We start from the raw sequence: 22488 nt of genomic DNA on the forward strand, positions 1-22488 counted from the left end.
CGGCGACCAGATTCCGTCGGTTCGACCGTCGGCTACTGGCCGCCCGGCCGGCGGTCCACCACTCCGGCGCCGGCGGGCGGGTCGAACGCGGTCTTCTCCACCGTCTCGGAGTAGGCGCTCAACGCCAGCTCCATCGGTTTGCCGTCGACCGAGCCGAGGAAGCTGCCGAGCACGCCCTCGGTGGTCACGCAGGCGCTGAAGTCGCCGTCCGAGCGCTGCACCTCGACGCAGGCCGCGTGATGCCCCGCGACTGTGGTGTCGCTCTGCTTGATCACCGCCTGTGGGTCGAGTGCGGCGGCGGTCAGCAACCCGACCACCACCGGTGGGGTGACGAGACCCTGCCTGTTCGCCTCGGTGAAGAGCGCCACTGTGGGCTTGCTGCCCGGGCTGGGCGGCGCGACGAGCGTGCACGCCATCCGGGCGCCGGTCGCCGTGCAGCGGGTGACGGCGTCCGGCGTGACGGTGAGCCGCCCACCCGGGTAGGTGTAGGCGGAGCGGGCCGGATCCTGCGCCTGCACGATCGCGGCGGTCTGGCCGCCAGGCAGCTGGTAGTCGGCCGAGTAGGTCAACTCCAGCGCCCGATCGAGGCGGGCGGCGAGGTCGTTGACGAGATCCGAGCGACCCATGGCGCGGCCGGCGTCCTCGAATGTCTGACAGCCGGTGACCGTGAGCGACGCGATGACCGACACGGCGAGCATGCGGAGGGTGGTCGAGGCGGCGGGCATGACGACCAGCCTGGTGGATCAAGTCGGCGCAGCGCAAACCCGTTGCCGGTTGACGCCCGGAAATCCGGGAATGTCCGTCAGCGCGGGGCGACTCGGGTGCGCGGGCGACGCCGTGCCCGATCCCGCCGCCCGATACGCTGCGTTCAACACCTGCCTCAGCCGCACCGTCGCGGCCCACCCACGGACCGGATCACAACAACGAGGAGCGACTCAGTGGCAACCATCGAGGGAATCGTCGCCCGGGAGATTCTCGACTCGCGGGGCAACCCGACGGTCGAGGTCGAGGTCGGCCTGGACGACGGCACGGTGGCCCGCGCCGCAGTGCCCTCCGGCGCCTCCACCGGCGCGTTCGAAGCGATCGAGCTGCGCGACGGTGACGCCGACCGCTACCAGGGCAAGGGCGTGGAGAAGGCGGTCTCCAACGTCGAAGACAAGATCGTCGACCAGATCATCGGGTACGAGGCCAGCGAGCAGCGGCTCATCGACCAGAAGATGCTCGACATCGACGGCACCGACAGCAAGTCGGAGCTGGGCGCGAACGCCATCCTCGGGGTCTCCCTGGCGGTGGCGAAGGCGGCAGCCGGCAGTGCCGAGCTGAGCCTCTTCCGCTACCTGGGCGGCCCGAACGCGCACCTGCTGCCGGTGCCGATGATGAACATCCTCAACGGTGGGGCGCACGCCGACTCCAACGTCGACATCCAGGAGTTCATGGTCGCGCCGATCGGTGCGCCCACCTTCCGCGAGGCGCTGCGCTCCGGCGCCGAGGTCTACCACGCGCTGAAGTCGGTGCTGAAGAAGAAGGGCCTGTCGACCGGGCTCGGCGACGAGGGTGGCTTCGCGCCGAACCTGCCGACGAACGCGGCTGCCCTGGACCTGATCTCCGAGGCGGTCGAGAAGGCCGGTTACCGGCTCGGCACCGACATCGTGTTCGCCCTCGACGTGGCGGCCACGGAGTTCTTCGACAACGGCACCTACACGTTCGAGGGCGCCGCGAAGTCCGCCGAGGAGATGAGCAACTACTACACCAAGCTGGCCGGTGACTACCCGATCGTGTCGATCGAGGACCCGCTGGCGGAGGACGACTGGACCGGCTGGCAGACGCTCACCGCGTCGATCGGCGACCGGGTGCAGATCGTCGGCGACGACCTGTTCGTGACGAACCCGCAGCGCATCGCCCGCGGCATCGCGGAGAAGGCGGCCAACGCCGTCCTGGTCAAGGTCAACCAGATCGGTTCGCTCACCGAGACCCTGGACGCGGTGGACCTGGCCCACCGGGCCGGCTTCAAGTGCATGATGAGCCACCGCTCCGGCGAGACCGAGGACACCACGATCGCCGACCTGGCGGTGGCCACCGGCTGCGGCCAGATCAAGACCGGCGCGCCGGCCCGCTCGGACCGGGTCGCCAAGTACAACCAGCTGCTCCGGATCGAGGAGGAGCTGGCCGACGCGGCGCGCTACGCGGGCGCGGGTGCGTTCCCGCGTTACCGTTCGGCCTGAGAGGTTGTCGGGAAGCCCCGCAGCGGTCCTGGGGCTTCCCGGCGAACTCGGCAACACACGTAGCCTCGGGGGAGGGGTGGGACGATGCAGCGCCGCACACCGGGTGGTCAACGTCCCGCGCGTCGGCCGGGTCAGACCGGTCGACCGGGTGCTGGCCGGGCCACCCGTGGGTCGCTCCGGGACGCCGGCGTACGCGCCGAACCGCGCGGCGCCGCCGGTCGGGCGCCCGGCGCGGTCCGGGGCGCCGAGGGCGTACGCTCCGCGAACCGTCCGGCCGCTGCCCGGCGTACTGCCGCCGGCGGTTCCGTCAAGCGGCTCGCCGCACCCCATCCCCGTCGCTTCACCGGCCGGGCCACCGTGCTGTTCGCGGTGTTGATCGCCCTCGCCCTCGCGTACACCTATCCGGTGCGGGTCTACCTGGATCAGCAGGCCGACATCGAGCGGATGGAGGCCGCCCAGGCGGCGCAGGAGGAGGAGATCGCCAAGCTGACCGCGGAAGCGGCCAAGTGGCAGGACCCCGAGTACAAGATGACGCAGGCTCGGGAGCGGTTCTTCATGGGCCGGCCGGGCGAGAAGATGATGGTGGTGCTGAACGACCCGGTGGGCGCCGCCCGCGACGCCGGCAAGTCGCCCGGCTCGGGCGCACCGGCGGGACCGACGACCTGGTACGACACGCTCTGGTCGAGTGTGCGGGCGGCGGACACCCAGCAGCCGGGTAAGTGACCCACCGATCAGCACACCAGGAGAGACGAGCACCGTGACTGTCGCACCACCGCCGGAGTCGGCGGCGGATTCCGTACCCCTGCCGCAGCGGGAGCCGGCCACGGAGGCCGACCTGGCCGCGGTGGCGGCGCAGCTCGGCCGGACGCCCAGGGGCACCCGGGCGGTGGCCCACCGCTGCCCGTGCGGCCTGCCCGACGTGGTGGAGACGACGCCCCGCCTCGCCGACGGCACCCCGTTCCCGACGCTGTACTACCTGACCTGCCCCCGGGCCACCGCGGCGTGCAGCCGGCTGGAGTCGGCCGGGCTGATGCGGGAGATGGCCGACCGGCTGGCGACGGATCCGGAGCTGGCCGCCCACTACCGGGCCGCGCACGAGGACTACCTGGCCCGCCGCGAGGCGATCGGCGAGGTGCCGGAGATCGCGGGCATCTCCGCCGGTGGGATGCCGGGCCGGGTGAAGTGCCTGCACGTGCACCTCGGCCACGCCCTGGGCGCCGGCCCCGGCGTGAACCCGTTCGGTGACGAGACGTTGGCGCTTGTCGAGCCCTGGTGGGCGAGCGGCAGGTGCGTCGACGTGCCCCCCACGGAATGACGACGCAGGCCGAGGGTCGGATCCTGGTGCGGCGGGCCCGCACCGGGGACGTGCGGGGCATCCGCCGGTTGGTCGACACGTACACCGACGACCGGCGGCTGCTGAGCAAGGCCACCGTCACCCTCTACGAGGACGTGCAGGAGTTCCGGGTGGCGGTCCGGCCCGACGACGGCGTCGTGGTGGGCTGCGGGGCGTTGCACGTGATGTGGGAGGACCTGGCCGAGATCCGCACGGTCGCCGTCGACCCGTCCTGTCGTGGTCAGCGGATCGGGCACCGGCTGGTGAGTGAGCTGATCGACGCGGCCCGGGAGCTGGGCGTGGCGCGGATCTTCGTGCTCACCTTCGAGACCCGGTTCTTCGGCTCGTTCGGCTTCCGGGAGATCGACGGCGCTCCGGTGCCGCAGCCGGTCTACGAGCAGTTGCTGCGCTCGTACGACGAGGGTGTCGCGGAGTTCCTGGACCTGGAGCGGGTCAAACCGAACACGCTTGGCAACACCCGGATGCTGCTGCGCCTGTAGCTCAGGCGCGGCGGGGGTGGCTGGCGAAGAAGTCCCAGATCAGGTCGGTGGCGGTAACACCCGCGGCGGGCGCGGCGAGTTGACCGGAGGTCGCCCCCGGCCAGCTGTGGCCCATGTCGGCGATGGTGTAGACGCTCACCTCGCTGCCGTCCGCGCACCGGGCCTCGGTCCGCGTCACCCCCGGCACCCCGGACGCCTTCGACGCCGGCGTGCACCGGAGCCGTTGCTGCCAGGTCTTGATGCCCGCCTGGAACTTCGGGGCGTACTCGTCCTGACCGCCGATGAAGGTGATCACGGAGACGGGTGACTTCGGCACGTAGCTCTCATCAGTGGTCAGCGCACCGCTGTAGCCGCCGCTGACCACCCCGATTGCGGCGTACCTGCCGGTGGCCTCCACCGCCGCCCGGAAGCTCATGTCGCCGCCGTTGGAGATGCCTGTGAGGAAGACCCGGTTGGGGTCCGCCCGCCAGGTCTGGACCAGGTGGTCGGTGAGGGCGTTGAGGAAGCCGACGTCGTCGGCGTTGCCGCAGCAGGTCAGCGCGTTGTACCCACCGTCCAGCCCGTCCGGGTACGCGACCAGGACGTTGTCCCTGTCGCCCCGAGCCTCCAGGCCCGCCAGATCCCGGACGAGGTAGCCGGATCCGGGATAGAAGTGCAGCGCGATGACCAGGGCGGGCGCACGGCTCGGGTCGTACCCGGGTGGGGCGTGCAGCAGATAGCCGCGGTCGAGCGCGTTGTGCTTCAGGGTGAGCTGGTGGTCGCCCGGAGCCGGGCGTTCGCTCGACGCGGACGGGGTCGACGAGGGCTGCCCCCGCTCACAACCCGCGGCCACGACAATGAGGCAGAGCCCCGTCAACACCGCCACCGTTCGCCGCACGTCGGCCACCCCCCGTCGACCCCGCGTCCACACTGGAGGCGGTCGGTGCGCGGATCAACCCTTTCGGTCCTGACCGAAGGAGGGCAGGCTGTTTCTCATGCTTCGCCTCCAGCTCGGCCCGGCGGACCTCTGCCGGGTGCGGTTCGGCGATCGACTGCACCCGGTCGGCACCGCGCTGCTGGCCGGTCAGTGGCTGCGCGATCCGGCGGTCGCCGTGCTGGCCCCCGCGCTGGCCGAGCAGGCGCCGGCGGTCGAGGCGACGGGCGCGGCCCAGGCGGCCACCGCGATCCTGCGACACCTGCTGCCGGAGCGGGGGCGCCTGCCGGATTTCGTCACGCCCCTCGACGGTCTGGAGTCGCTGGCGGCGGGTCTGGAGGCCATCCGTGCCACCCCGGCTTGCCGGGTGCGCGCCGAGGCCACGGCGTCGTACGCCGGCGTGAGCGCCACCCCGCTGCGACGACGGTTCGCGGCGGCCGACCCGGAGGTGCTGGACCTGTTCGGCGGTGCCGTGGCCAGCTGGTTCGACACGGTGCTCGCGCCGCTCTGGCCCGACCTGGTGTCGACACACCGCCAGCAGGTGACCCTCGCCGGTCAACGACTCGCGCAGCACGGCCTCGCCGGGCTCTTCGCGGGGTTGCATCCGGCGATCCGGTGGCGTGAGCCGGTGCTGGAGGTGCGGACCTGGTGGAGCGGGGACGTGGCCGGAACCGGTCAAGGGGTGATCCTGCTGCCCTCTCCGTTCGCCGGGCTCCGCCCCCGGGTGCTGGTCCAGCCGGGACGGCCGATCCTGCTCGTCTATCCGGCGCCGATGCCGATCCGCGCCGACGCCCCGGAGGGCGATCCCCTCGGCCGACTGCTCGGCGCCACCCGCGCCGCGGTGCTGCGTCGTCTCGCCGGCGAGGGCGGGCTGACCACCACGGCGCTGTCCCGGTCGGTCGGGGTCAGTCTGTCGTCGGCCTCGGAGCACGCCACCGCGTTGCGGGCGGCCGGCCTGGTCGTCAGCGAGCGGGAGGGCGGGACCGTCCGACACCACGTGACGCCGCTCGGCGCGGGTCTGTTGGGCGTCGGGCCACCCGGAGGGCTGTCGTAGGGTTGCGGGGTGACGACGCGTGTGGCGGCCATCGACTGCGGGACCAACTCGATCCGACTGCTGGTCGCCGACCTGCCTGAGGAGTCGGCCGGGCCGCAGGCCCCGCTGACCGACGTGACCCGACGGATGGAGATCGTCCGGCTCGGGCAGGGCGTCGACCGGACGGGCCGGCTGGCGCCGGAGGCGATCGAGCGGACGCGTGTGGCGCTGGCGTCGTACGCCGCCGACATCGAGAAGCTGGGTGCCCAGCGGGTGCGGATGTGCGCCACCTCGGCCTCCCGGGACGCCGCGAACGCGGCCGACTTCACCGAGATGGTGCAGCGCACCCTGGGCGTGGCGCCCGAGGTGGTCAGTGGCGACGAGGAGGCCCGGCTGTCGTTCACCGGCGCGGTGCGCGGGCTGCCCGCCGACGCGTCGGAGCCGTTCCTGGTCGTCGACATCGGGGGTGGCTCCACCGAGTTCGTGGTCGGTGACCGGGCCGCAGGCGTGCGCTCGGCGATCTCCGTGGACATCGGGTGCGTCCGGATGACCGAGCGGCACCTGCCGGGCGACCCGCCGACGGCCGAGCAGGTCGCGGCCGCGGAGGCCGACATCGCCGCCGTCGTGGACACCGCGCTAGCGGCGGTGCCCGGCCGCGAGGCCGCCACCCTGGTCGGCCTCGCCGGTTCGGTCACCACGGTGGTCGCCATCGCCCAGGGCCTGCGGGAGTACGACCCGGAGCGCATCCACCACGCCCGGGTGTCGTACGAGGCGGTGGCGCGGGTGACGGCGGACCTGCTGGGTCAGACCCGCGCGCAGCGGCTGGCGGTTCCGGTGATGCACCCGGGCCGGGCCGACGTGATCGGGGCGGGCGCGCTGGTGCTCCGCGTGATCATGGAGCGGGCCGGAATGCCATCGGTGGTCGCCTCGGAGCACGACATCCTCGACGGCATCGCCTGGAGCCTCCAGTAGGCCACCCGCGCCCGTGATCGACTCGGTTTCGGTGAAATCGGGGTGTCCCTGGCATTGGGATGCCCCGATTTCCAGGAACTCGTGTGGATCAAGCCGCCCAGCCCCGCCCAGGCCCGCCCGGCCCCCGCTCGGCGCGTCGGGGGCGAATCGTTGACGGTACTTCGCATTGCGCACTAGTGTGCAATGCGTGGACACCACACAGTTGTTGAAGGGCGTGCTCGATCTGGCCGTCCTCGCCGTCCTTCGGGAGGAGGACGGTTACGGGTACGACATCCTGCGCCGGCTCCGCGAAGCCGGCCTGGAGGAGATCGGCGACGCCTCGGTCTACGGCACGCTGCGCCGTCTCTTCGCCGCCGGCCTGCTCACCACCTACGTCGTGCCGAGCGAGACCGGCCCGCACCGCAAGTACTACTCACTCAACGCCGCCGGGCGTGACCAGTTGACCCGCTCCGGCAAGCTCTGGCGCTCGTTCGCCACCACCATGGACACTCTGCTCGACGATCGGGGGCTGGCGGCATGACCGTCACGGAGCAGGAGATCACCGACTATGTGGCGCGGGTTCGGGCCGCTCTGGCCGACCTGCCGCCCGACCGGCGCAACGAGCTGACCGAGGATCTCGCCGACCATCTCACCGAGGTTGCCGCCGAGGGCGACGGCACCCTCGTCGAGCGGCTGGGCGAGCCCGAGACGTACGCCGCCGAACTGCGCGCCGCGGCGGGCGTCGGTGTGGGCGGTGGACGCAACCTCGACCAGCGGGTCGCCACCGCGGTGATCCGGGCCCGCAGCCGGCTGCGGGCCGTCGACGTGCGGCTCGGCCCACCCCTGGGGTACGAGACGGCGAGTGACTTCCTCCGGTTGCTGCGCCCCGCCTGGTGGGTGCTGCGCGGATACCTCGCGGCGATGCTGGTCACGGTGGTCACCACCGGCGGCGACTTCGGCGTGCTGCCCCGGCTCGGTGGTGAGCTGCTGGCCGGCCTCATCATGCTGATTGGTTTCGTGCTCGCCTCGATCTGGCTGGGTCGCCGTTCGGCCCAGTTGAGTCGCTGGCCGCGCTCGGCGTTGCAGGTCGGCAGCGCGGTGCTGGTGGTCTTCGCGCTCTCCGCCCTGGTGCAGGCCGAGGACCGGATGCGCTACGGCGACTACGGCTACCAACCGACCTCGGTCGACAACCCGTACGACCGGATCATGGACGTCTTCGTCTACGACAGCGAGGGTCGGCTGGTGGAGAACGCCCGCCTCTTCGACGAGAACGGCAACCCGATCCGACTGGGCTACCCGACTTGCGAACAAGCGCTCAACAGCCCGGACAAGCCGTCGCTGCGGGCCTATCCGCTCTGTCCGGAGCAGGCCCCCTTCGGGCCCCGCGGCCCGGGCATGCCCGTCCCGCCCCGGACACCCGCCACCACGCCGGAGCCAACCACCACACCAACTCCGACAGTCACCGGTCAACCCACGGCGAGCCCGAGCGAGACGCCGAGTGGCACTCCCAGTGGCGGCCCGACTCCGACCAGGACGAGCTGACGGGTGATGTGAACCAGATCATGCACATGTTGCTGGGAAATAGCTGAACGGACGAGGCGAGCGGGACGACACCGGAAATCAATGATCGTTACGGTGTCGTCTGCTCATCCACCCCTCGGAAGGAACCCCCGTGTCAGAGCAGGTCGCACCGCCCTCCGCGTCCGACGCCGCGCCGCAGCCGCCGGTCGGCGAGACGCCCGCCCAGCCGGTCGGCGAGACGCCCGCCCAGCCGGCCGTCGAGACGCCGCCCCCGGCCGAGCCGGAGGCGAAGAAGTCCGGTGGGAAGAAGGCGCTCGGCATCATCGGCGCGATCGTCGTGTTCCTCGTCGTCGCCGGCCTGAAGTTCGGTCTCGCCTCGGCGATCGGCAACTTCCTGAACAAGGACGAGACGGCCGACGCCAAGGCCGGCGACTGCATCGCCGAGCTGCCGGAGATCAAGGGCGACAAGGAGGAGAAGGTCGACGGCGCCAAGGTCGTCGAGTGCACCTCCACGGACGCCGCGTACAGCGTGGTCGGTCGGATCGACGGGCAGACCGAGACCCAGGCCAAGTCCGAGACCACGTGCAACGAGTTCTTCAAGGAAGACCAGGAGGGGTACGTCTTCTACAGCATCGAGTCGGGCAAGAAGGGCTACGTGCTCTGCCTGACCAAGAAGGCCTGACCGACAGGGCCTGACCACGAAGGCCTGACCGACAGGGCCTGACCGGGCTGCGACACCGACGACGGCGGCGGGGAGAGTTTCCCGCCGCCGTCGGCATACCCGGAGTCACCGCCCGGCGAACGGGAGGTGAATGCCACTGTTCCGGCGTCTTCCGGGCGGGGGGCGCGGCATGGCAGGCTACCGGCACGTAGGACCACTGGGCGACCAGCCAACGATGACTGACCGCTAGGAGGACGGCCGATGGGCGACATGGTGAGCTACCGCAGCAACGGGGGGACGAGCGAGGGGTATCTCGCGATACCCGCCAGCGGCACGGCCAGCCCCGCCGTCATCGTGATCCAGGAGTGGTGGGGTCTCGTCCCGCACATCCGGTCGGTCGCGGACCGGTTCGCCGAGGCCGGCTTCGTCGCCCTGGCCCCGGACTTCTACCACGGTGAGACCACAAGCGAGCCGGACGAGGCGCAGCGCCTGCTGCTGGGAATGCGGATGGACGAGGCGGCGAAGGACATCGCCGGCGCCGCCGACTACCTCGCCGGCCGGCCGGAGGTCACCGGCAAGGTCGGTGCCGTCGGGTTCTGCGCAGGCGGCAGCCTGGCCCTCTGGTCGGCGACCCTCTCCGAGCGGATCGTCGCGAGCGTCGGCTTCTATCCCGTGCTGCCCTGGGAGTCGATGCGCCCCGACTGGGTCGACTACGCCGGCAAGGCGGCGGTCATCCACTGTTCCGAAGAGGACGGCACCTCGACCGACGAGGGTGTGCAGACCGCACGCCGGGCCATCGAGGAGGCCGGCGGCACCTGCCAGCTCTACGACTACCCGGGCAGCTCGCACGCGTTCTTCAACGACGACCGGCCGGAGGCGTTCGACCAGCGATCCGCCGCCAGCGCCTGGGCCCGTACCCTCGAGCTCTTCCGGGCCAAACTTGGCTGAGTCGCGTACCCCCGACCAGGTCGTCGCCCGCGCCGCGCGGGCGACCGACCTGGCCGACCTCGACGCGGCGGTCAGCGACTGTTTCGCCTGCCCCCGGCTCGTGCGATGGCGGGAGGAGGTGGCCCGCACCCGGCGGGCCGCCTTCCGCGACCAGGAGTACTGGGGTCGACCGGTGCCCGGCTTCGGTCCCGCCGACGCGCGGATCGCCATCCTCGGGCTCGCGCCCGCCGCGCACGGCGGCAACCGCACCGGCCGGATCTTCACCGGCGACCGCTCGGGCGACGTGCTCTTCGCGGCCCTGCACCGGGCCGGGCTGGCGAACCAGCCGACAAGTGTCGCCGCCGACGACGGGCTCACCCTGCGCGACACCCGCATCTTCTCCGCCGTCCGCTGCGCACCGCCGGACAACAAGCCCACCCCGGACGAGCGGGACACCTGCGCGCCCTGGCTGCACCGTGAGGTCACGCTGATCCGGCCCACCCTGCGCGTCGTGGTGGCGCTGGGCGCGTTCGCCTGGGCCGCGTGGTGGCCGGTGCTGCGCCAGGTGTACGGGCAGCGCCCGCCCAGCCCGCGACCGGTGTTCGGCCATGGGGCACACTGGTCCGGCGCGGCCGTGCCGGAGTTGCTCGGTTGCTACCACGTCAGCCAACAGAACACCTTCACCGGGCGGCTGACACCGGGGATGTTGGACGATGTCTTCGGCCGGGCCAAGCAGCTCGCCGAAGTGGACTGAGAACGCGTGGGGTGGTGGCGATGACGAACGGAACACGTCCGCCCACGCCGTCCCCGGTCGCCGGCTCGGGTGTGGTCCGCCCGGTGCTCGGCCTGCTGCGCCGCTGGTGGCCGGTGGGTACGGTGGTGGCGCTGCTCGCGGCCGCCGCACTGGCCTCGGCGCACTCGTCGATCGGCGCCAGTCAGATCCCGCCGGCTGCGGACAACGTGCCGTGGGTGCCCGAGTATCCGACGGACATTCCGACGCCACCGCCGTCGATCCCTGTCGAGCCGAGGGACGCCGGCGAGGCCACCCAGGCGCACATCCCGCAGTGGATCGCCACCGTGGCGATGGTTCTGCTCGGGCTGGCCATCCTCGCGGTGCTGGGTTACCTCGGCTGGCTTCTGATCCGCGGTGCGTTGCGCCGCACCACCCGGGCGCTGCCGGCGCAGCGGGCCCGGCGTACGGCCGAGGGCACCGCCCGCGAGGTGGTCGCCGCCCTGGACGCCGGCCTGGTGGAGCTGGACGACCAGGCCACCGATCCACGCGTCGCGGTGATCGCCTGCTGGGTACGCCTGGAGGAGGCCGCAGCTGTGGCCGGCGTGGCGCGGCAGCCCGGCGACACCCCGACCGACCTGGTCACCCGGCTGCTGCGGGGCGATCCGTCGACAGGGGTCCCGGCGATCGTCAGCGCCGACGTGCTTGCCGAGTTCGCGCACGTCTACCGCGAGGCCCGGTACGCCACACGGGACGTCGACGAGGGCACCCGCGACCAGGCCCGCGCCGCGCTGCGGCGGTTGCGCGGTGAACTCACCATCGTGACGGCGGGCGCTCCGGAGGTGCCGTCATGAACGGGACGGTGGAACGGTGAGCGGCAGCGCCAGCATCGACGACCTGCTCACCTTCGAGGAGGAGCGGCCGAGGCGGGACGACCGTGATCGGGGTGGCCGGGCCGGGCGCGTGTTCCGGGCCCTGGCCGGCAACGCCGCCATGGTCGCCGTGCTGGTCGTCGGGCTCCGGGCGGTCGGTCTGCAGATCTCGCTGATGATCCTGATCGCCGGGGTGTTCGCGGTGTCCGCGGTGCGCCGGATCGCCGCCGCCCTCGCGGCGCCACCGCCGCCGGCGTCCCGGCGCTCCTCCACCACCCAGTACGAAGACGGCACCTGGAACTGGGGCGCCCGGGACGCGCTGCGCACCGCCATCAACGGCTGGGAACTCCCGCTGGACTGGTCCACGACGCGACCCGAACGCTTCACCGGGGTCATCCTGCCCCGGCTCGCGGAGCTGGCCGACGAGCGGTTGCGTCTGACGCACGCCGTGACCCGCGAATCCGACCCGGTCCGCGCCCGTGCCCTGCTGGGTGACCGGCTGTGGACGTTCCTGGAAAGCCCGCCCCGCCGCCCCCCGTCGCCGCGCGATCTCGCGGTGATCGTCGCCGAACTGGAGAAGATCTGATGAACGACGTGGACCGGAGCATGTCCGCCGCAGAGGTCGGTCGCCTGGCCCGGGCCGTCCTGGACGCGGTCGGCACCGTCGTCGTCGGCAAGCGGGACGCGTTGGAGCTGGTCCTCGCCGGGATCCTGGCCGGCGGGCACGTGCTCCTGGAGGACCTGCCCGGTCTGGGTAAGACGCTCACCGCGCGCTCCTTCGCCCAGGCGCTCGGGTTGGACTTCCGTCGACTCCAGTTCACCCCGGACCTGCTCCCCGCCGACGTCACCGGCTCCTTCCTCTACGACCAGCGCAACGGCGACTTCGCCTTCCGCGCGGGGCCGGTCTTCACCAACCTGCTCCTCGCCGACGAGATCAACCGGACGCCGCCGAAGACCCAGTCCGCGCTCCTGGAGGCCATGCAGGAGAAGCAGGTCTCGGTGGAGGGCGTGACGTACAAGCTGGACGAGCCGTTTCACGTGCTGGCCACCGCCAACCCCATCGAGTACGAGGGCACCTACCCGCTGCCCGAGGCGCAGCTGGACCGGTTCCTGCTGCGGGTCTCCTTCGGCTATCCGGAGCACGAGGAGGAGTGGGAGGTCCTGCGCCGCCGGATGGGCCGCCGTCGCGAGGAGGCCGACATCAAACCGGTAGTCGACGCCGCCACCCTGCGGGCGATGCAGGCCGCCCTTGAGGACGTGGTGGTGGAGGATTCCATCGGCCGGTACATCGTGTCCCTCACCGCAGCCACCCGGGAACACCCGTCGGTGCTGGTCGGCGCCTCGCCGCGAGGGTCGTTGGCGCTGCTGCTGCTGGCTCGGGTGCGCGCGGTGTTCGGTGGCCGGGACTACGTGGTGCCGGAGGACGTCAAGGAGGTGGCGGCACCCGCCCTGGCCCACCGGATCACCCTGCGCCCGGAGATGTGGCTGCGCCGCGTCGACCCGGCCTTCGTCGTGGGTGAGGTGTTGGAGGCGACGCCCGCCCCGGCCAGTGGCGCGCTGCCCAGCTACGCCGCCGGCGGGCTCCGGCGCTGATGACCGGCCCGAGCGTGCCCGAGCCGCGATCCGCCGAACCGGAGTCGACAGATGGCTGGGCGCCCACTCCGGCGCTCGGCCGCGCGGTGCTGCTCGCCGGCCTGCTGCTGGTGGCGGGGGTCCTGCTGGGGCGGGTCGACCTCGTCGTGCTGGCTTCCCCTTTCGCGCTGGGTACCGCGTACGCGCTGCGCCGCCGGCCCACGACGTTGCCGCAGGTCTGGATCACCGCCGGGGACGACGCGCCGCTTGTCGAGGGTGGCGAGGTGTCGGCGGCGGTCAGTGTCGGCAATCCGGACACGGTCGACTACGACCTGGTGGTGGTGCGGTCCCGGGTCTCGCCGTGGTTGCGGATCAGCCGTGCCGGCTTCGCCGGCGTCGACGATCCCGCGGCCTCCGACGCCCCGCCCTCCGACGCCCCGACCGCCGAAGCGTCGCCCGCTGCTGGCACGCCCGCCGGCACCGGCCGTTCGGTCGCCGACCGGCCGTTCGTCACCTCGGTGCCCGCCGCCGCGGCGGTGGACCTGGAGTTGGCCGGCCGGGCTCTGCGCTGGGGTCGGCACCCGGTCGGTCCGGCCGGCGCGCGGGTCGCCGCGGCGGGTGGCCTGCTCGTCTCCCGAGCGGTGCTCACCGATGCGGTAGGGGTGCGGGTCTATCCGCGTACCGAACCGTTCGAGGCGGTGGAGGCGATGCCCCGCGCCGCCGGCCTGGTCGGCGCGCACCACTCCCGCCGGCCCGGTGAGGGCGGCGAACTGGCCGGTGTACGGATCTTCGCCCCCGGTGACCGGCTCCGCCGAGTCGACTGGCGGGTGTCGCTGCGCGCCCGGCAGCTGCACGTGGCGGCCACCCTCTCCGACCGGGACGCCGAGGTGGTGGTGCTGCTCGACGTGCTCGCCGAGGCCGGGCGCTCCGGCGGCGTGGACGGCTCCGCCTCGGTGCTGGACACCACGGTGCGGGCCACCGCGGCGATCGCCGAGCACTACCTGCACCGGGGCGACCGGGTGTCGCTTCTGGAGTATGGGCCGGGAGCCCGCCGCCTGCGCGCGGCCGCCGGTCGCCGGCAGTACCTGACCGTCCTGGAGTGGCTGCTCGACGTGCGTGCCGACGCCTCCCAACACGAGCCGTACGACCAGGTCTTCGGCCCGCAGCAGCTCTCCTCGGACGCGTTGGTGGTGGTCCTCACCCCGCTGCTCGACGAGCGGTCGGCGCAGATGTTGGCGCGGCTGGCCCGCGGCGGCCGGTTCGTGGTGGCTGTCGACACGCTGCCGGCCAACCTGGCGCCGCCGAAGGATCGGGGCTGGGCCGAGGTGGCGTACCGCCTGTGGCGGCTGGACCGGGAGACCATGATCGGGCAGCTCCGCGAACACGGCGTGCCCGTCGTGCGATGGGCGGGCGCGGGCAGCCTGGACCAGGTGCTGCGGGACGTGGCGCGGCTGGCGACGGCCCCAAGGGTCGGTTCCCGGTGAGCGCGAGGAGTGAGCCGGGTTTGCGAGCCCCGCAGTCGCGAACGATCGGCGGCCCGGTGAGCGCGAGGAGTGAGTTGAGATGATCGACGCGGTCGCCGGGCGGGTTCGGGCTGCTCAGGAGGCGGTGGCCCGGATCAGCGCCGTCCCGCTGATGGTCCGGGCTGCGATCTTCGTCGTCGCGCTGGCCGGGTTGGCGCTGGCGTTTCCCGCCGAGGTGTTGACCGGGCGGCCGCTGTTGTTCCTGGCGGTGGCCGCGCTGCTGCCCGCGCTGGGTCCGCGTCGGCTGTGGCCGACCTTTGTGGCGCTGGTCATGGTCGGTGGCTGGTTGCTCGCCACCGACGGGTACGGCCGACCGGTGGCGTTGTGGCGGCTGCTCGCCGTCGCCGCGCTGCTCTATCTGGGGCATTCCCTGTGCGCGCTTGCGGCGCTGCTGCCCTACGACGCGGTGGTGGACCCTGAGCTGGTCACCCGGTGGTTGCTGCGGGTGGCGGCGGTGCTGTTGGGTACGGCCGTGCTGGGGGTGCTGCTGTTGCAGGCGGCGGGCCTGGGCGGGGAGGCCGGTCATCAGTGGGTCACCGTGCTGGGGCTGCTGGTGGCGGTGGGTGTCGTCGCGTTGCTGGGTTGGCTGCTGCGGCGTAGGTGAACACGTGGGACGGCAGGGTTACGCAGGTCACAGGGGTTGTGTTCCGTCACAGATGGGGGGCGCGAGCGGGATTACCTGAGCCGGGCGGGGAAAGATAGATGGCGTGAATCCGAAGCGGATCCTTGTGGTGGGTGCCGGGCACGTTGGTCTCTACGCGGCCCTGCGCCTGTCAAAGAAGCTCAGCTCCCGTGAGGCTGAGGTCATCGTCGTGGACCCCCAGCCCCACATGACCTATCAGCCGTTCCTGCCCGAGGCCGCGGCGGGGAACATCTCCCCCCGGCACTCCGTGGTGCCGCTGCGGCGCGAACTGCGCCGGTGCAAGGTGGTGGCGGGAACGGTCACGCGCGTCGAGCACGACCGCAAGGTGGCCACCGTGCAGCCGATCGTCGGCCCGGCCCGGGAGATCGCGTACGACCATGTGATCGTGGCGCCGGGTTCGGTGTCCCGGACGCTGCCGATCCCGGGCCTGCACGAGCAGGGCATCGGGTTCAAGACCATCGGTGAGGCGATCTACCTCCGTAACCACGTGCTGGACCGGCTGGACGTCGCGGCCGTGACCCCGGACCCGGAGGTTCGCCGCTCGGCGCTGACCTTCACGTTCGTCGGCGGTGGTTACGCGGGCATCGAGGCGCTCGCCGAGATGGAGGACATGGCCCGCGACGCGCTGCGCTACTACCCCGAGCTCGAGCCCGAGGACATGCGCTGGGTGCTCGTGGAGGCCACCAACCGGGTCCTGCCCGAGGTCGATCGGGACATGGGCGCCTACACGGTGCAGCAGCTCATGAAGCGCAACATGGACATCCGGCTGGACACCCGCCTGGAGTCCTGCGTCGACGGGGTGGTCAAGCTCTCCGACGGGGACAGCTTCCGGTCCGACACGATCGTCTGGACGGCAGGTGTGAAGCCGTCGCCGATGCTGGACGCGACTGACTTCCCGCGTGACGATCGTCGGCGGGTCACCTGCATTCCCACGCTCCAGGTGGTCGACGGTGACCGGGTGATCGAGGGCGCGTGGAGCGCCGGTGACTGCGCGGCCGTACCGGACCTGACCAAGGAGCCGGGCAACTTCTGCTCGCCGAGCGCGCAGCACGCTGTGCGTCAGGCGGCGCGGATGGCCGACAACATCGCGGCGGTGATCCGGGGTCGTGAACCGGTCAACTACAAGCACAAGCACGCAGGCAGCGTCGCGAGCCTCGGGCTGCACAAGGGCGTCGCCCAGGTGTACGGCATCAAGATGACGGGCTGGCCGGCCTGGGTCATGCACCGGACGTACCACATGAGCCGGATCCCCTCGTTCAACCGCAAGGTCCGGGTCGTGGTGGACTGGTCGCTGGCGTTCTTCCTCAAGCGTGAGGTCGTCGCCCTGGGTCAGCTGCACGATCCGCGCGAGGAGTTCGTCGAGGCATCCCAGCCGGTCGGCGCGCCGCGCGTCTGAGCAAACTGGACGAAAGGGCCTCTCCCGCTTGGGAGGGGCCCTTTCGCGCTACTCGGCTCAGACCCGCCAGGTCCAGACGTCGGCGACGCGGGTGGCCGGACCGTACAGCTGTTCCAGGGTCGCCCGCAGGCTGTCGGCGTGCGGCGCGTCATCGGCCAGCGCCACGCAGGACGCGCCCCAGAAGTCGACGTCCCGGGCGGCCTGCCGGCGCTGTTCGTCACCGATGGCCGGCTGGTCACCGCGGCGGGCCACGTCGGCCAGCAGGGCGGAGGTGGGCTGCTTGAAGGTGCCCATGGCGGCGGTGCCACCGCGCCCGTACGGGCCGATGAAGAACCCCTCGGGCAGGCCGAAGCCGGCGTCGGCGGCAGCCGCCCAGCGCATCGGCCACGGGTCCTTGGGGGTGGGCAGCGGCACCGGTACCAGTACCCCGCCCGGCTGGACACACTGCCGCCAGTGCCCGCCGGTGATGAACTCCGGCACGGCTGGCCGCGCGGCGGTCGGTAGGGGAGTCGGAAAGAGCGGCAGCAGCGCCGCGACGACGGCGAGCGGCACCAGCCGCCGTGCCCGGCCGGTGCCGCGCAGTGCCCGGTCGACGGCCAGGACCAGCAGCGTCGCCACGATCGGGAGCAGCGCCAGACCGAACCGCATCGGTAACGCGCCGTCCACCACCGGCAACCCGGCCAGCAGGGCGTACGGGCCGGGCAGCGCGGTGCGGGTGCCGCCGAACACCACCTCCGGGCCGAGGGAGAGCGTGCCCATCACAAGCGCCGCCACCACGCAGGCGAGCACCAGCCGCCGCCGGCCGGCCCAGACCGCGCAGGCCGCGGTGACCAACAGCAGCGGCCAGCCGAGGAACGTGTTGTACTCGGCGGGGCCGGTGGTCAGCCGGGACGCCTCGTCGCTGCCGGCGATCGACAGCGGAGAGACCGCCCACCAGCTGCCGAGGTCGGCCGAGAAGTAGGCCGGGCTGAACATCCCGTCGGCGACGCCCTGCGGCCCGGCGAACTGGAACCACAGCGGGTAGCCGAGCACCAGCAGCGCCAGGCCGGCGGCGATCGCCAGACCGCCGGCGAATCCGGGCAGTGCCCGCCGGGCGAGGTCCCGGTCGGCGACGGCGTAGCTGATCGCCATCACCAACAGTGTGACGGCGCAGAGGAACAGGACCTCCTCGCCGATGAGGACCTGTGCGGTGACGGCTGCGGCCAGTCCGACGGCAGAGCTGATCATCCGTCGTCGGTCCGGACCGACCGACCGGGCGTGGCCCGTCTCGTCGGGTGTCGTGGGGCGGGGGTCGGACGCCCGGAGCAGCCGGACCACCAGCCACACGATCACCGGCAGCAGCCACTGCGCCGTCATGTGCAGGTGGCTGTTTGACTGCGAGATCATGCCCGGACCAAAGCCGCACAATCCACCGCCGAGCGCGGCGGCGAGGCGGTGGGCGCGCAGCGTGCGGTGGAACAGCAGGTACCAGGCGAGGGCGGTACCGGCCAGGTTGGCGGCGGCGAGCAGCGCGAACGTGGTGGGGGCGCCGAGCAGAAGGGTGATCGGCGCGCAGGCCACCCCGAGCGCGATGACAGTGGTGTTGGCCATCAGGTTGACGCCGTCCGGGGCGTTGAGCCGGTCGGTGAGCAGGTGGAAGTCACCGAGCAGCGCCCTCGCGTCGACCGCCAGGAACCATTCGTAGAGCGCCTGGTCCTCGGGGTTGAGCGCCAACGTGCGACCACCCGGGTCGGGCCACAGCCCGTGGGTCAGCCAGCCGGCCAGCGCCACCCAGAGCACCGCGACCAGCAGGTCCGTCCGGTGGCGGCGGACGGTGGCCGGCAGCCGGGCGGCCCGGGTTCGGCGGTCGACCTGATCGTCGGAGCGGAAGACCTGCTCAGGTGCGGCGTCGGGGGTCGTTGGGGCTGCGCTGCTCACGGCATCGACCCTAATGTGGCCAGCCCGGCGGGGTACGCCGGGTCGCCGCCGACCGGCTACGGTGACACTGCACCGTGCGTGTCGGCGTGCGGGTGCCACCCGCCCGGGTGGTGGAAAGGCAGACACGGCCGCCTTAAAAGCGGCTGCCGAAAGGCATGCGGGTTCGACCCCCGCCCCGGGCACCAGCCGCCACGGCCCCCACGTTCCCATTCGTGATCACCAGGAGTGGGTCGGGCAGTTTACTCTTGGGGAGCACGTTCACGTGCAAACGACCCCCTGAGGGAGGCCAGACAGTGAAGACCTCGAACCCGGTGCTCGCCCGGCTCGGCCAGGCGGCCGAGCGGGAGCGCTCCGCCGGGTACGCCCCGGCCGGGCCGTACGGACAGCCCGGCATTCCCCAGCAGTACCCGTCCCAGGCCGGTTACCCGGCCGCGCCGCCCGCTGTGGCGCCCATGACCGTCGACGACGTGGTGGTCAAGACCGTCGCGCTGCTCGGCATCCTCGGCATCAGCGCCGCAGCCGCCTGGGTGCTCGTGCCCGACGCGCTGGTCGGTGCTGCCTGGGGCGGCGCGGCGGTGGTCGGCCTGGTGCTCGGCCTGATCATCTCGTTCTCCCGGATGGCCAACCCCGCGCTGGTCATCGCGTACGCGGTCGTCGAGGGTGTCTTCGTCGGCATGGTCAGCAAGGCGTTCGAGTCGGCCTACGACGGCATCGTGCTCCAGGCCGCCGTGGCGAGCTTCGGCATCTTCTTCCTGATGACCATGATCTACAAGGCGAAGATCATTCGCGCCACCCCGGTCTTCGTCAAGGTCGTGAGCGCGTCGATCGTCGGCCTGGCGGCCGTCATGCTGATCAACCTGGTGCTGGCGCTGTTCGGCGTCAACACGGGCCTGCGTGACGGCAGTCCACTGGCCATCGGCTTCAGCCTCGTCTGCATCGTGGTCGCCTCGCTGAGCTTCGTGCTCAGCTTCAAGGAGATCGAGGACGGCGTCCGTATGGGCCTGCCCCAGCGCTACTCCTGGGTGGCCGCGTTCGGCATCCTGGTCAGCCTGGTCTGGCTCTACATCGAGATCCTGCGCCTGCTGAGCTACTTCCAGGGCGACGACTGACCTCGTCCGTCCCGTCCGACCGGCGCCCGCTCCCGCTCTCGTGGGGGCGGGCGCCGTCGTCCGCGCCGTTTCACCGCCGCCGCCGGGCCGGGCGGGGCAGAGTGACTGCGGGGGGTACGCGGGCGAAGGAGGCGACGGTGCGCAGCAACAACCCGGTGCTCAACCGGCTGGACGAGACCGGTCGGTTGGAGTCCCGGGTGGTCAGCTCCCGCGACGTCGAGCCGATGACAGTCGACGACGTGGTGCTGCGTACCGTCGGGTTGCTCCTGCTCACCGGGGCGGCAGCGGCGGTGTCCTGGGCGGTGGTGCCCGACGCGGTGTGGCTCGGAGCCGCGCTGGCCGGCAGTGCCCTGGCCTCGATCGTGCTGGTTCTGGTCATCTCGCTGCGGGGGATCACCAACCCGGTGCCGATCGTCGGTTACGCGTTGCTCCAGGGGCTGCTGCTGGGGGTAGCCAGCAGGGCCTTCGAGCAGGTCTACCCGGGGATCGTGGTGCAGGCGGTGGCCGGCACCTTCGGCGTCTTCCTCGGCATGGCGGCGCTGTACCGGGCGCGGGTGATCCGGGCGACGCCCCGGCTGGCCCGACTGGTGATCGGCACGCTGCTCGGCATCGCCGTGCTCAGCGTGGTCAACCTGGTGTCGTACCTGATCTCCGGGCGGCCGGGCCTGGAGGTCTACAGCGTCAGCGGGGAGGTCGGCTGGCTGCCGTACGCCTTCTCGGTGGTGGCGATCATCGCCGGTGCGTTCAGCTTCATCCTCGACTTCGACCTCGTCGAGCGTTCGGTGCGCGACGGCCGACCCCGCCGGTACGCGTGGCTGAGCGCGTTCGGCCTGCTCACCGGCCTGGTCTTCCTCTACTGGCAACTGCTGCGGCTGCTCAGCTACCTCCGCCGCTGACCGGCCCGGCTCCCGGCGCGGCATGATCGACTCGGTTTTCCTGATGTCGGGGTGCCCGGGTCGCGGTGATGCCCCGGTTTCCGGGAAATCGAGTCGATCTCGGGCGACGCACGGGCCGGCCGTAGACTCGGCGGCGATGAGCGCAGCGGAGTTGGAGCGGACCGTGCAGTTGCTGGTCCGCCAGGTCGGGCACTGGGAGCAGCCGCGCTGGGCGGCGGCCGCCACCACAGGCAACGTTCCCCGAGCCGACCTGGTGCACAGGTTGGTGCAGGAGATCGCCAATCTGGCCGCCGACGCCGAGGGGCAGCCGCGCCGGACGGTGCCCCGACTGAACAACGACCTGGCGCTGCCCGATCAGGTGCGGGTGGTGACGGCCGACCTGCTGGCCGCCGGGGCCGACGCCGAGGTGCTGGCGCGGGCCGCCGCCGAGGTGACGGCGACCCGCAGCTCGCTCTGACGTCGGCTCAGTTCAGCCGCTCCAGCACCATGGCCATGCCCTGGCCGCCGCCGACGCACATGGTCTCCAGGCCGATGGTCTTGTCGTGCCACTCCAGCGCGTTGAGCAGGGTGCCGGTGATCCGGGCGCCGGTCATGCCGAACGGGTGGCCGACCGCGATCGCGCCGCCCATGACGTTCAGCTTCTCCTCCGGGATGCCCAACTGCCGGTAGGAGGGGATGACCTGCGCGGCGAACGCCTCGTTGATCTCGACGAGGTCGACGTCGTCGATAGTCATGCCGGCCCGCTTCAGCGCCTGCCGGGACGCCTCGACCGGTCCGAGGCCCATGATCTCCGGCGACAACGCGGTCACGCCTGTGGAGACGATCCGGGCCAGCGGGGTCAGGCCCAGCTCCTCGGCCCGCTGGGCGCTCATCACCACGACGGCGGCGGCGCCGTCGTTGAGGGGGCAGCAGTTGCCGGCGGTGATCCGGCCGTCCGGGCGGAACACCGGCTTCAGGCCGGCGACCGCGTCCAGGGTGACGCCCGCACGGGGGCCGTCGTCGGTGCTCACCACGGTGCCGTCCGGCGTGGTGACCGGGGTGATCTCCCGGGCCCAGAAGCCGTCGGCGATGGCCTTCTCGGCGAGGTTCTGACTGCGTACGCCGAACTCGTCCATGTCGGCGCGGGTCACGTCGTACACCTGGGCCAGGTTCTCCGCGGTCTGCCCCATGGTCAGGTAGATGTCCGGCAGGTCGCCGGCCTCGCGCGGGTCGGTCCACACCTCGGCGCCGCCCTGCGCGCGGCGCTTCGAGCGCTCGGCGGCCGCCGCGAAGCGCGGGTTCTCCCACCTGCCGCCGACAAGCGCCTGCGCCTCCGGTGGCAGACCGTCGGAGCTGCCGCGGGCGTAACGGGAGACCATCTCGACGCCGGCGGAGACGAACACGTCGCCCTCTCCGGCGCGGATGGCGTGCAGGGCCATCCGGGTGGTCTGCAACGAGGAGGCGCAGTACCGGGTCAGCGTGGCGCCGGGAACGGTGTCCAGCCCGAGCAGGGTGGCCACCACACGGGCCATGTTGAAGCCCTGCTCACCGCCGGGCAGGCCGCACCCGAGGTAGATGTCGTCGATGGTGGTCGGGTCGAGTTGGGGGATCTTGTCCAGGGCGGCCTGGACGATTGTCGCGGCGAGGTCGTCGGAGCGGACATCGCGCAGGGACCCCTTGTGCGCCCGGCCGATGGGGGAGCGGGCGGTAGCGACGATGACGGCGTCGCGGGACGACTCAATCGGCATGAGCCAACGTTAACCCGCCGGTAACATGGCGCGGAAGAAGCG

The 22488-nt window shown here is 72.0% G+C and carries 24 protein-coding genes and 1 tRNA gene; 21 read left to right on the forward strand and 4 right to left on the reverse strand.

All coding sequences use genetic code 11. The features are described from left to right. Window positions 1–32: 32 nt before the first annotated feature. Window positions 33–725 (reverse strand): hypothetical protein, encoded by a 693-nt coding sequence (locus ACLQ26_RS07880; RefSeq protein WP_425743814.1) that lies wholly within the window; start codon window positions 723–725, stop codon window positions 33–35. A 213-nt stretch (window positions 726–938) separates the two neighbouring features. Between ACLQ26_RS07880 and eno the strand changes: the two genes are divergently transcribed. The 4 genes from eno to ACLQ26_RS07900 all read left to right on the forward strand — a co-directional run bounded on the left by eno (window position 939) and on the right by ACLQ26_RS07900 (window position 4055). After that, the gene (gene eno / locus ACLQ26_RS07885; protein ID WP_007455677.1) at window positions 939–2222 is read left to right on the forward strand and encodes a phosphopyruvate hydratase; all 1284 of its coding nucleotides are present in this window, start codon (window positions 939–941) and stop codon (window positions 2220–2222) included. Between the two features lie 84 nt (window positions 2223–2306). Then, window positions 2307–2945 (forward strand): FtsB family cell division protein, encoded by a 639-nt coding sequence (locus ACLQ26_RS07890; protein ID WP_393293556.1) that lies wholly within the window; start codon window positions 2307–2309, stop codon window positions 2943–2945. A 34-nt stretch (window positions 2946–2979) separates the two neighbouring features. Continuing rightward, window positions 2980–3537, forward strand: coding sequence for a DUF501 domain-containing protein (locus ACLQ26_RS07895; protein ID WP_425743815.1), 558 nt, complete (start codon window positions 2980–2982; stop codon window positions 3535–3537). After that, entirely contained in the window at window positions 3534–4055 is a 522-nt protein-coding gene (locus ACLQ26_RS07900) for an amino-acid N-acetyltransferase (protein WP_425743816.1), read from the forward strand. The genes ACLQ26_RS07895 and ACLQ26_RS07900 overlap by 4 nt, the downstream gene beginning before the upstream one ends. A gap of 1 nt (window position 4056) precedes the next feature. Here the strand turns inward: ACLQ26_RS07900 and ACLQ26_RS07905 are convergent, their stop codons facing one another. Then, entirely contained in the window at window positions 4057–4932 is an 876-nt protein-coding gene (locus ACLQ26_RS07905) for an alpha/beta hydrolase family esterase (RefSeq protein ID WP_425743817.1), read from the reverse strand. Window positions 4933–5029: 97 nt separating this feature from the next. Here ACLQ26_RS07905 and ACLQ26_RS07910 point away from each other — a divergent pair, with 97 nt between their 5' ends. The 13 genes from ACLQ26_RS07910 (at window position 5030) to ACLQ26_RS07970 (ending at window position 16797) form a co-directional block, all read left to right on the forward strand. Then, window positions 5030–6022, forward strand: coding sequence for an ArsR/SmtB family transcription factor (locus ACLQ26_RS07910; RefSeq protein ID WP_425743818.1), 993 nt, complete (start codon window positions 5030–5032; stop codon window positions 6020–6022). A gap of 21 nt (window positions 6023–6043) precedes the next feature. Next, window positions 6044–6973, forward strand: coding sequence for an exopolyphosphatase (locus ACLQ26_RS07915; RefSeq protein ID WP_425744387.1), 930 nt, complete (start codon window positions 6044–6046; stop codon window positions 6971–6973). A gap of 187 nt (window positions 6974–7160) precedes the next feature. Beyond that, window positions 7161–7493, forward strand: a complete 333-nt coding sequence (locus ACLQ26_RS07920; protein WP_007455685.1) for a PadR family transcriptional regulator — start codon at window positions 7161–7163, stop codon at window positions 7491–7493. Beyond that, on the forward strand, window positions 7490–8494 hold the full coding sequence (locus tag ACLQ26_RS07925; protein ID WP_425743819.1) for an HAAS signaling domain-containing protein: 1005 nt from the start codon (window positions 7490–7492) through the stop codon (window positions 8492–8494). Before ACLQ26_RS07920 ends, ACLQ26_RS07925 begins: the two co-directional genes overlap by 4 nt. 130 nt (window positions 8495–8624) lie before the next feature. Beyond that, the gene (locus ACLQ26_RS07930; protein ID WP_425743820.1) at window positions 8625–9155 is read left to right on the forward strand and encodes an LppU/SCO3897 family protein; all 531 of its coding nucleotides are present in this window, start codon (window positions 8625–8627) and stop codon (window positions 9153–9155) included. 240 nt (window positions 9156–9395) lie between these two features. Further along, window positions 9396–10082, forward strand: coding sequence for a dienelactone hydrolase family protein (locus ACLQ26_RS07935; RefSeq protein ID WP_393293572.1), 687 nt, complete (start codon window positions 9396–9398; stop codon window positions 10080–10082). Beyond that, on the forward strand, window positions 10075–10815 hold the full coding sequence (locus tag ACLQ26_RS07940) for a uracil-DNA glycosylase (protein ID WP_425743821.1): 741 nt from the start codon (window positions 10075–10077) through the stop codon (window positions 10813–10815). The genes ACLQ26_RS07935 and ACLQ26_RS07940 overlap by 8 nt, the downstream gene beginning before the upstream one ends. A gap of 20 nt (window positions 10816–10835) precedes the next feature. Beyond that, a complete protein-coding gene (locus ACLQ26_RS07945; protein ID WP_425743822.1) occupies window positions 10836–11645 on the forward strand; it encodes a DUF4129 domain-containing protein in 810 nt (269 codons plus the stop codon). Window positions 11646–11661: 16 nt separating this feature from the next. After that, window positions 11662–12249: a hypothetical protein gene (locus ACLQ26_RS07950; RefSeq protein WP_425743823.1), complete on the forward strand. Its 588-nt coding sequence runs from the start codon at window positions 11662–11664 to the stop codon at window positions 12247–12249. Continuing rightward, window positions 12249–13256 carry an AAA family ATPase gene (locus ACLQ26_RS07955; RefSeq protein ID WP_393293582.1) on the forward strand — a complete coding sequence of 336 codons (1008 nt, stop codon included), beginning with the start codon at window positions 12249–12251 and terminating at the stop codon, window positions 13254–13256. The genes ACLQ26_RS07950 and ACLQ26_RS07955 overlap by 1 nt, the downstream gene beginning before the upstream one ends. Beyond that, complete coding sequence (locus tag ACLQ26_RS07960; RefSeq protein WP_425743824.1) at window positions 13256–14719, forward strand: DUF58 domain-containing protein; 1464 nt, start codon at window positions 13256–13258, stop codon at window positions 14717–14719. The genes ACLQ26_RS07955 and ACLQ26_RS07960 overlap by 1 nt, the downstream gene beginning before the upstream one ends. A gap of 82 nt (window positions 14720–14801) precedes the next feature. Continuing rightward, on the forward strand, window positions 14802–15362 hold the full coding sequence (locus tag ACLQ26_RS07965) for a hypothetical protein (protein WP_425744388.1): 561 nt from the start codon (window positions 14802–14804) through the stop codon (window positions 15360–15362). Between the two features lie 103 nt (window positions 15363–15465). Next, entirely contained in the window at window positions 15466–16797 is a 1332-nt protein-coding gene (locus tag ACLQ26_RS07970) for an NAD(P)/FAD-dependent oxidoreductase (protein WP_363678580.1), read from the forward strand. Between the two features lie 57 nt (window positions 16798–16854). Here the strand turns inward: ACLQ26_RS07970 and ACLQ26_RS07975 are convergent, their stop codons facing one another. After that, entirely contained in the window at window positions 16855–18714 is a 1860-nt protein-coding gene (locus ACLQ26_RS07975) for a hypothetical protein (RefSeq protein ID WP_425743825.1), read from the reverse strand. Between the two features lie 101 nt (window positions 18715–18815). Between ACLQ26_RS07975 and ACLQ26_RS07980 the strand changes: the two genes are divergently transcribed. From ACLQ26_RS07980 to ACLQ26_RS07995, 4 genes are all read left to right on the forward strand, one after another. Then, window positions 18816–18899: transfer RNA gene (locus tag ACLQ26_RS07980), tRNA-Leu, on the forward strand. Between the two features lie 108 nt (window positions 18900–19007). Then, the gene (locus ACLQ26_RS07985; RefSeq protein WP_425743826.1) at window positions 19008–19823 is read left to right on the forward strand and encodes a Bax inhibitor-1/YccA family protein; all 816 of its coding nucleotides are present in this window, start codon (window positions 19008–19010) and stop codon (window positions 19821–19823) included. 137 nt (window positions 19824–19960) lie between these two features. Then, window positions 19961–20719, forward strand: coding sequence for a Bax inhibitor-1/YccA family protein (locus tag ACLQ26_RS07990; protein WP_425743827.1), 759 nt, complete (start codon window positions 19961–19963; stop codon window positions 20717–20719). A 136-nt stretch (window positions 20720–20855) separates the two neighbouring features. Next, a complete protein-coding gene (locus ACLQ26_RS07995; RefSeq protein WP_425743828.1) occupies window positions 20856–21176 on the forward strand; it encodes a hypothetical protein in 321 nt (106 codons plus the stop codon). Between the two features lie 7 nt (window positions 21177–21183). On the opposite strand, the gene ACLQ26_RS08000 is transcribed toward ACLQ26_RS07995, so the two are convergent. Beyond that, complete coding sequence (locus tag ACLQ26_RS08000) at window positions 21184–22446, reverse strand: acetyl-CoA C-acetyltransferase (protein WP_425743829.1); 1263 nt, start codon at window positions 22444–22446, stop codon at window positions 21184–21186. Window positions 22447–22488: the final 42 nt, after the last annotated feature.

Source organism: Micromonospora sp. DT43, assembly GCF_049841645.1.
Classification (GTDB): Bacteria; Actinomycetota; Actinomycetes; order Mycobacteriales; family Micromonosporaceae; genus Micromonospora.

Coding starts and splice junctions, on each gene's coding strand:
- ACLQ26_RS07935 (WP_393293572.1), top strand. CDS start 9,396: ATGGGCGACATGGTGAGCTACCGCAGCAACGGGGGGACGAGCGAGGGG.
- ACLQ26_RS07960 (WP_425743824.1), top strand. CDS start 13,256: ATGACCGGCCCGAGCGTGCCCGAGCCGCGATCCGCCGAACCGGAGTCG.
- ACLQ26_RS07945 (WP_425743822.1), top strand. CDS start 10,836: ATGACGAACGGAACACGTCCGCCCACGCCGTCCCCGGTCGCCGGCTCG.
- ACLQ26_RS07910 (WP_425743818.1), top strand. CDS start 5,030: ATGCTTCGCCTCCAGCTCGGCCCGGCGGACCTCTGCCGGGTGCGGTTC.
- ACLQ26_RS07955 (WP_393293582.1), top strand. CDS start 12,249: ATGAACGACGTGGACCGGAGCATGTCCGCCGCAGAGGTCGGTCGCCTG.
- ACLQ26_RS07995 (WP_425743828.1), top strand. CDS start 20,856: ATGAGCGCAGCGGAGTTGGAGCGGACCGTGCAGTTGCTGGTCCGCCAG.
- ACLQ26_RS07880 (WP_425743814.1), bottom strand. CDS start 725: ATGCCCGCCGCCTCGACCACCCTCCGCATGCTCGCCGTGTCGGTCATC.
- ACLQ26_RS07925 (WP_425743819.1), top strand. CDS start 7,490: ATGACCGTCACGGAGCAGGAGATCACCGACTATGTGGCGCGGGTTCGG.
- ACLQ26_RS08000 (WP_425743829.1), bottom strand. CDS start 22,446: ATGCCGATTGAGTCGTCCCGCGACGCCGTCATCGTCGCTACCGCCCGC.
- ACLQ26_RS07890 (WP_393293556.1), top strand. CDS start 2,307: ATGCAGCGCCGCACACCGGGTGGTCAACGTCCCGCGCGTCGGCCGGGT.
- ACLQ26_RS07900 (WP_425743816.1), top strand. CDS start 3,534: ATGACGACGCAGGCCGAGGGTCGGATCCTGGTGCGGCGGGCCCGCACC.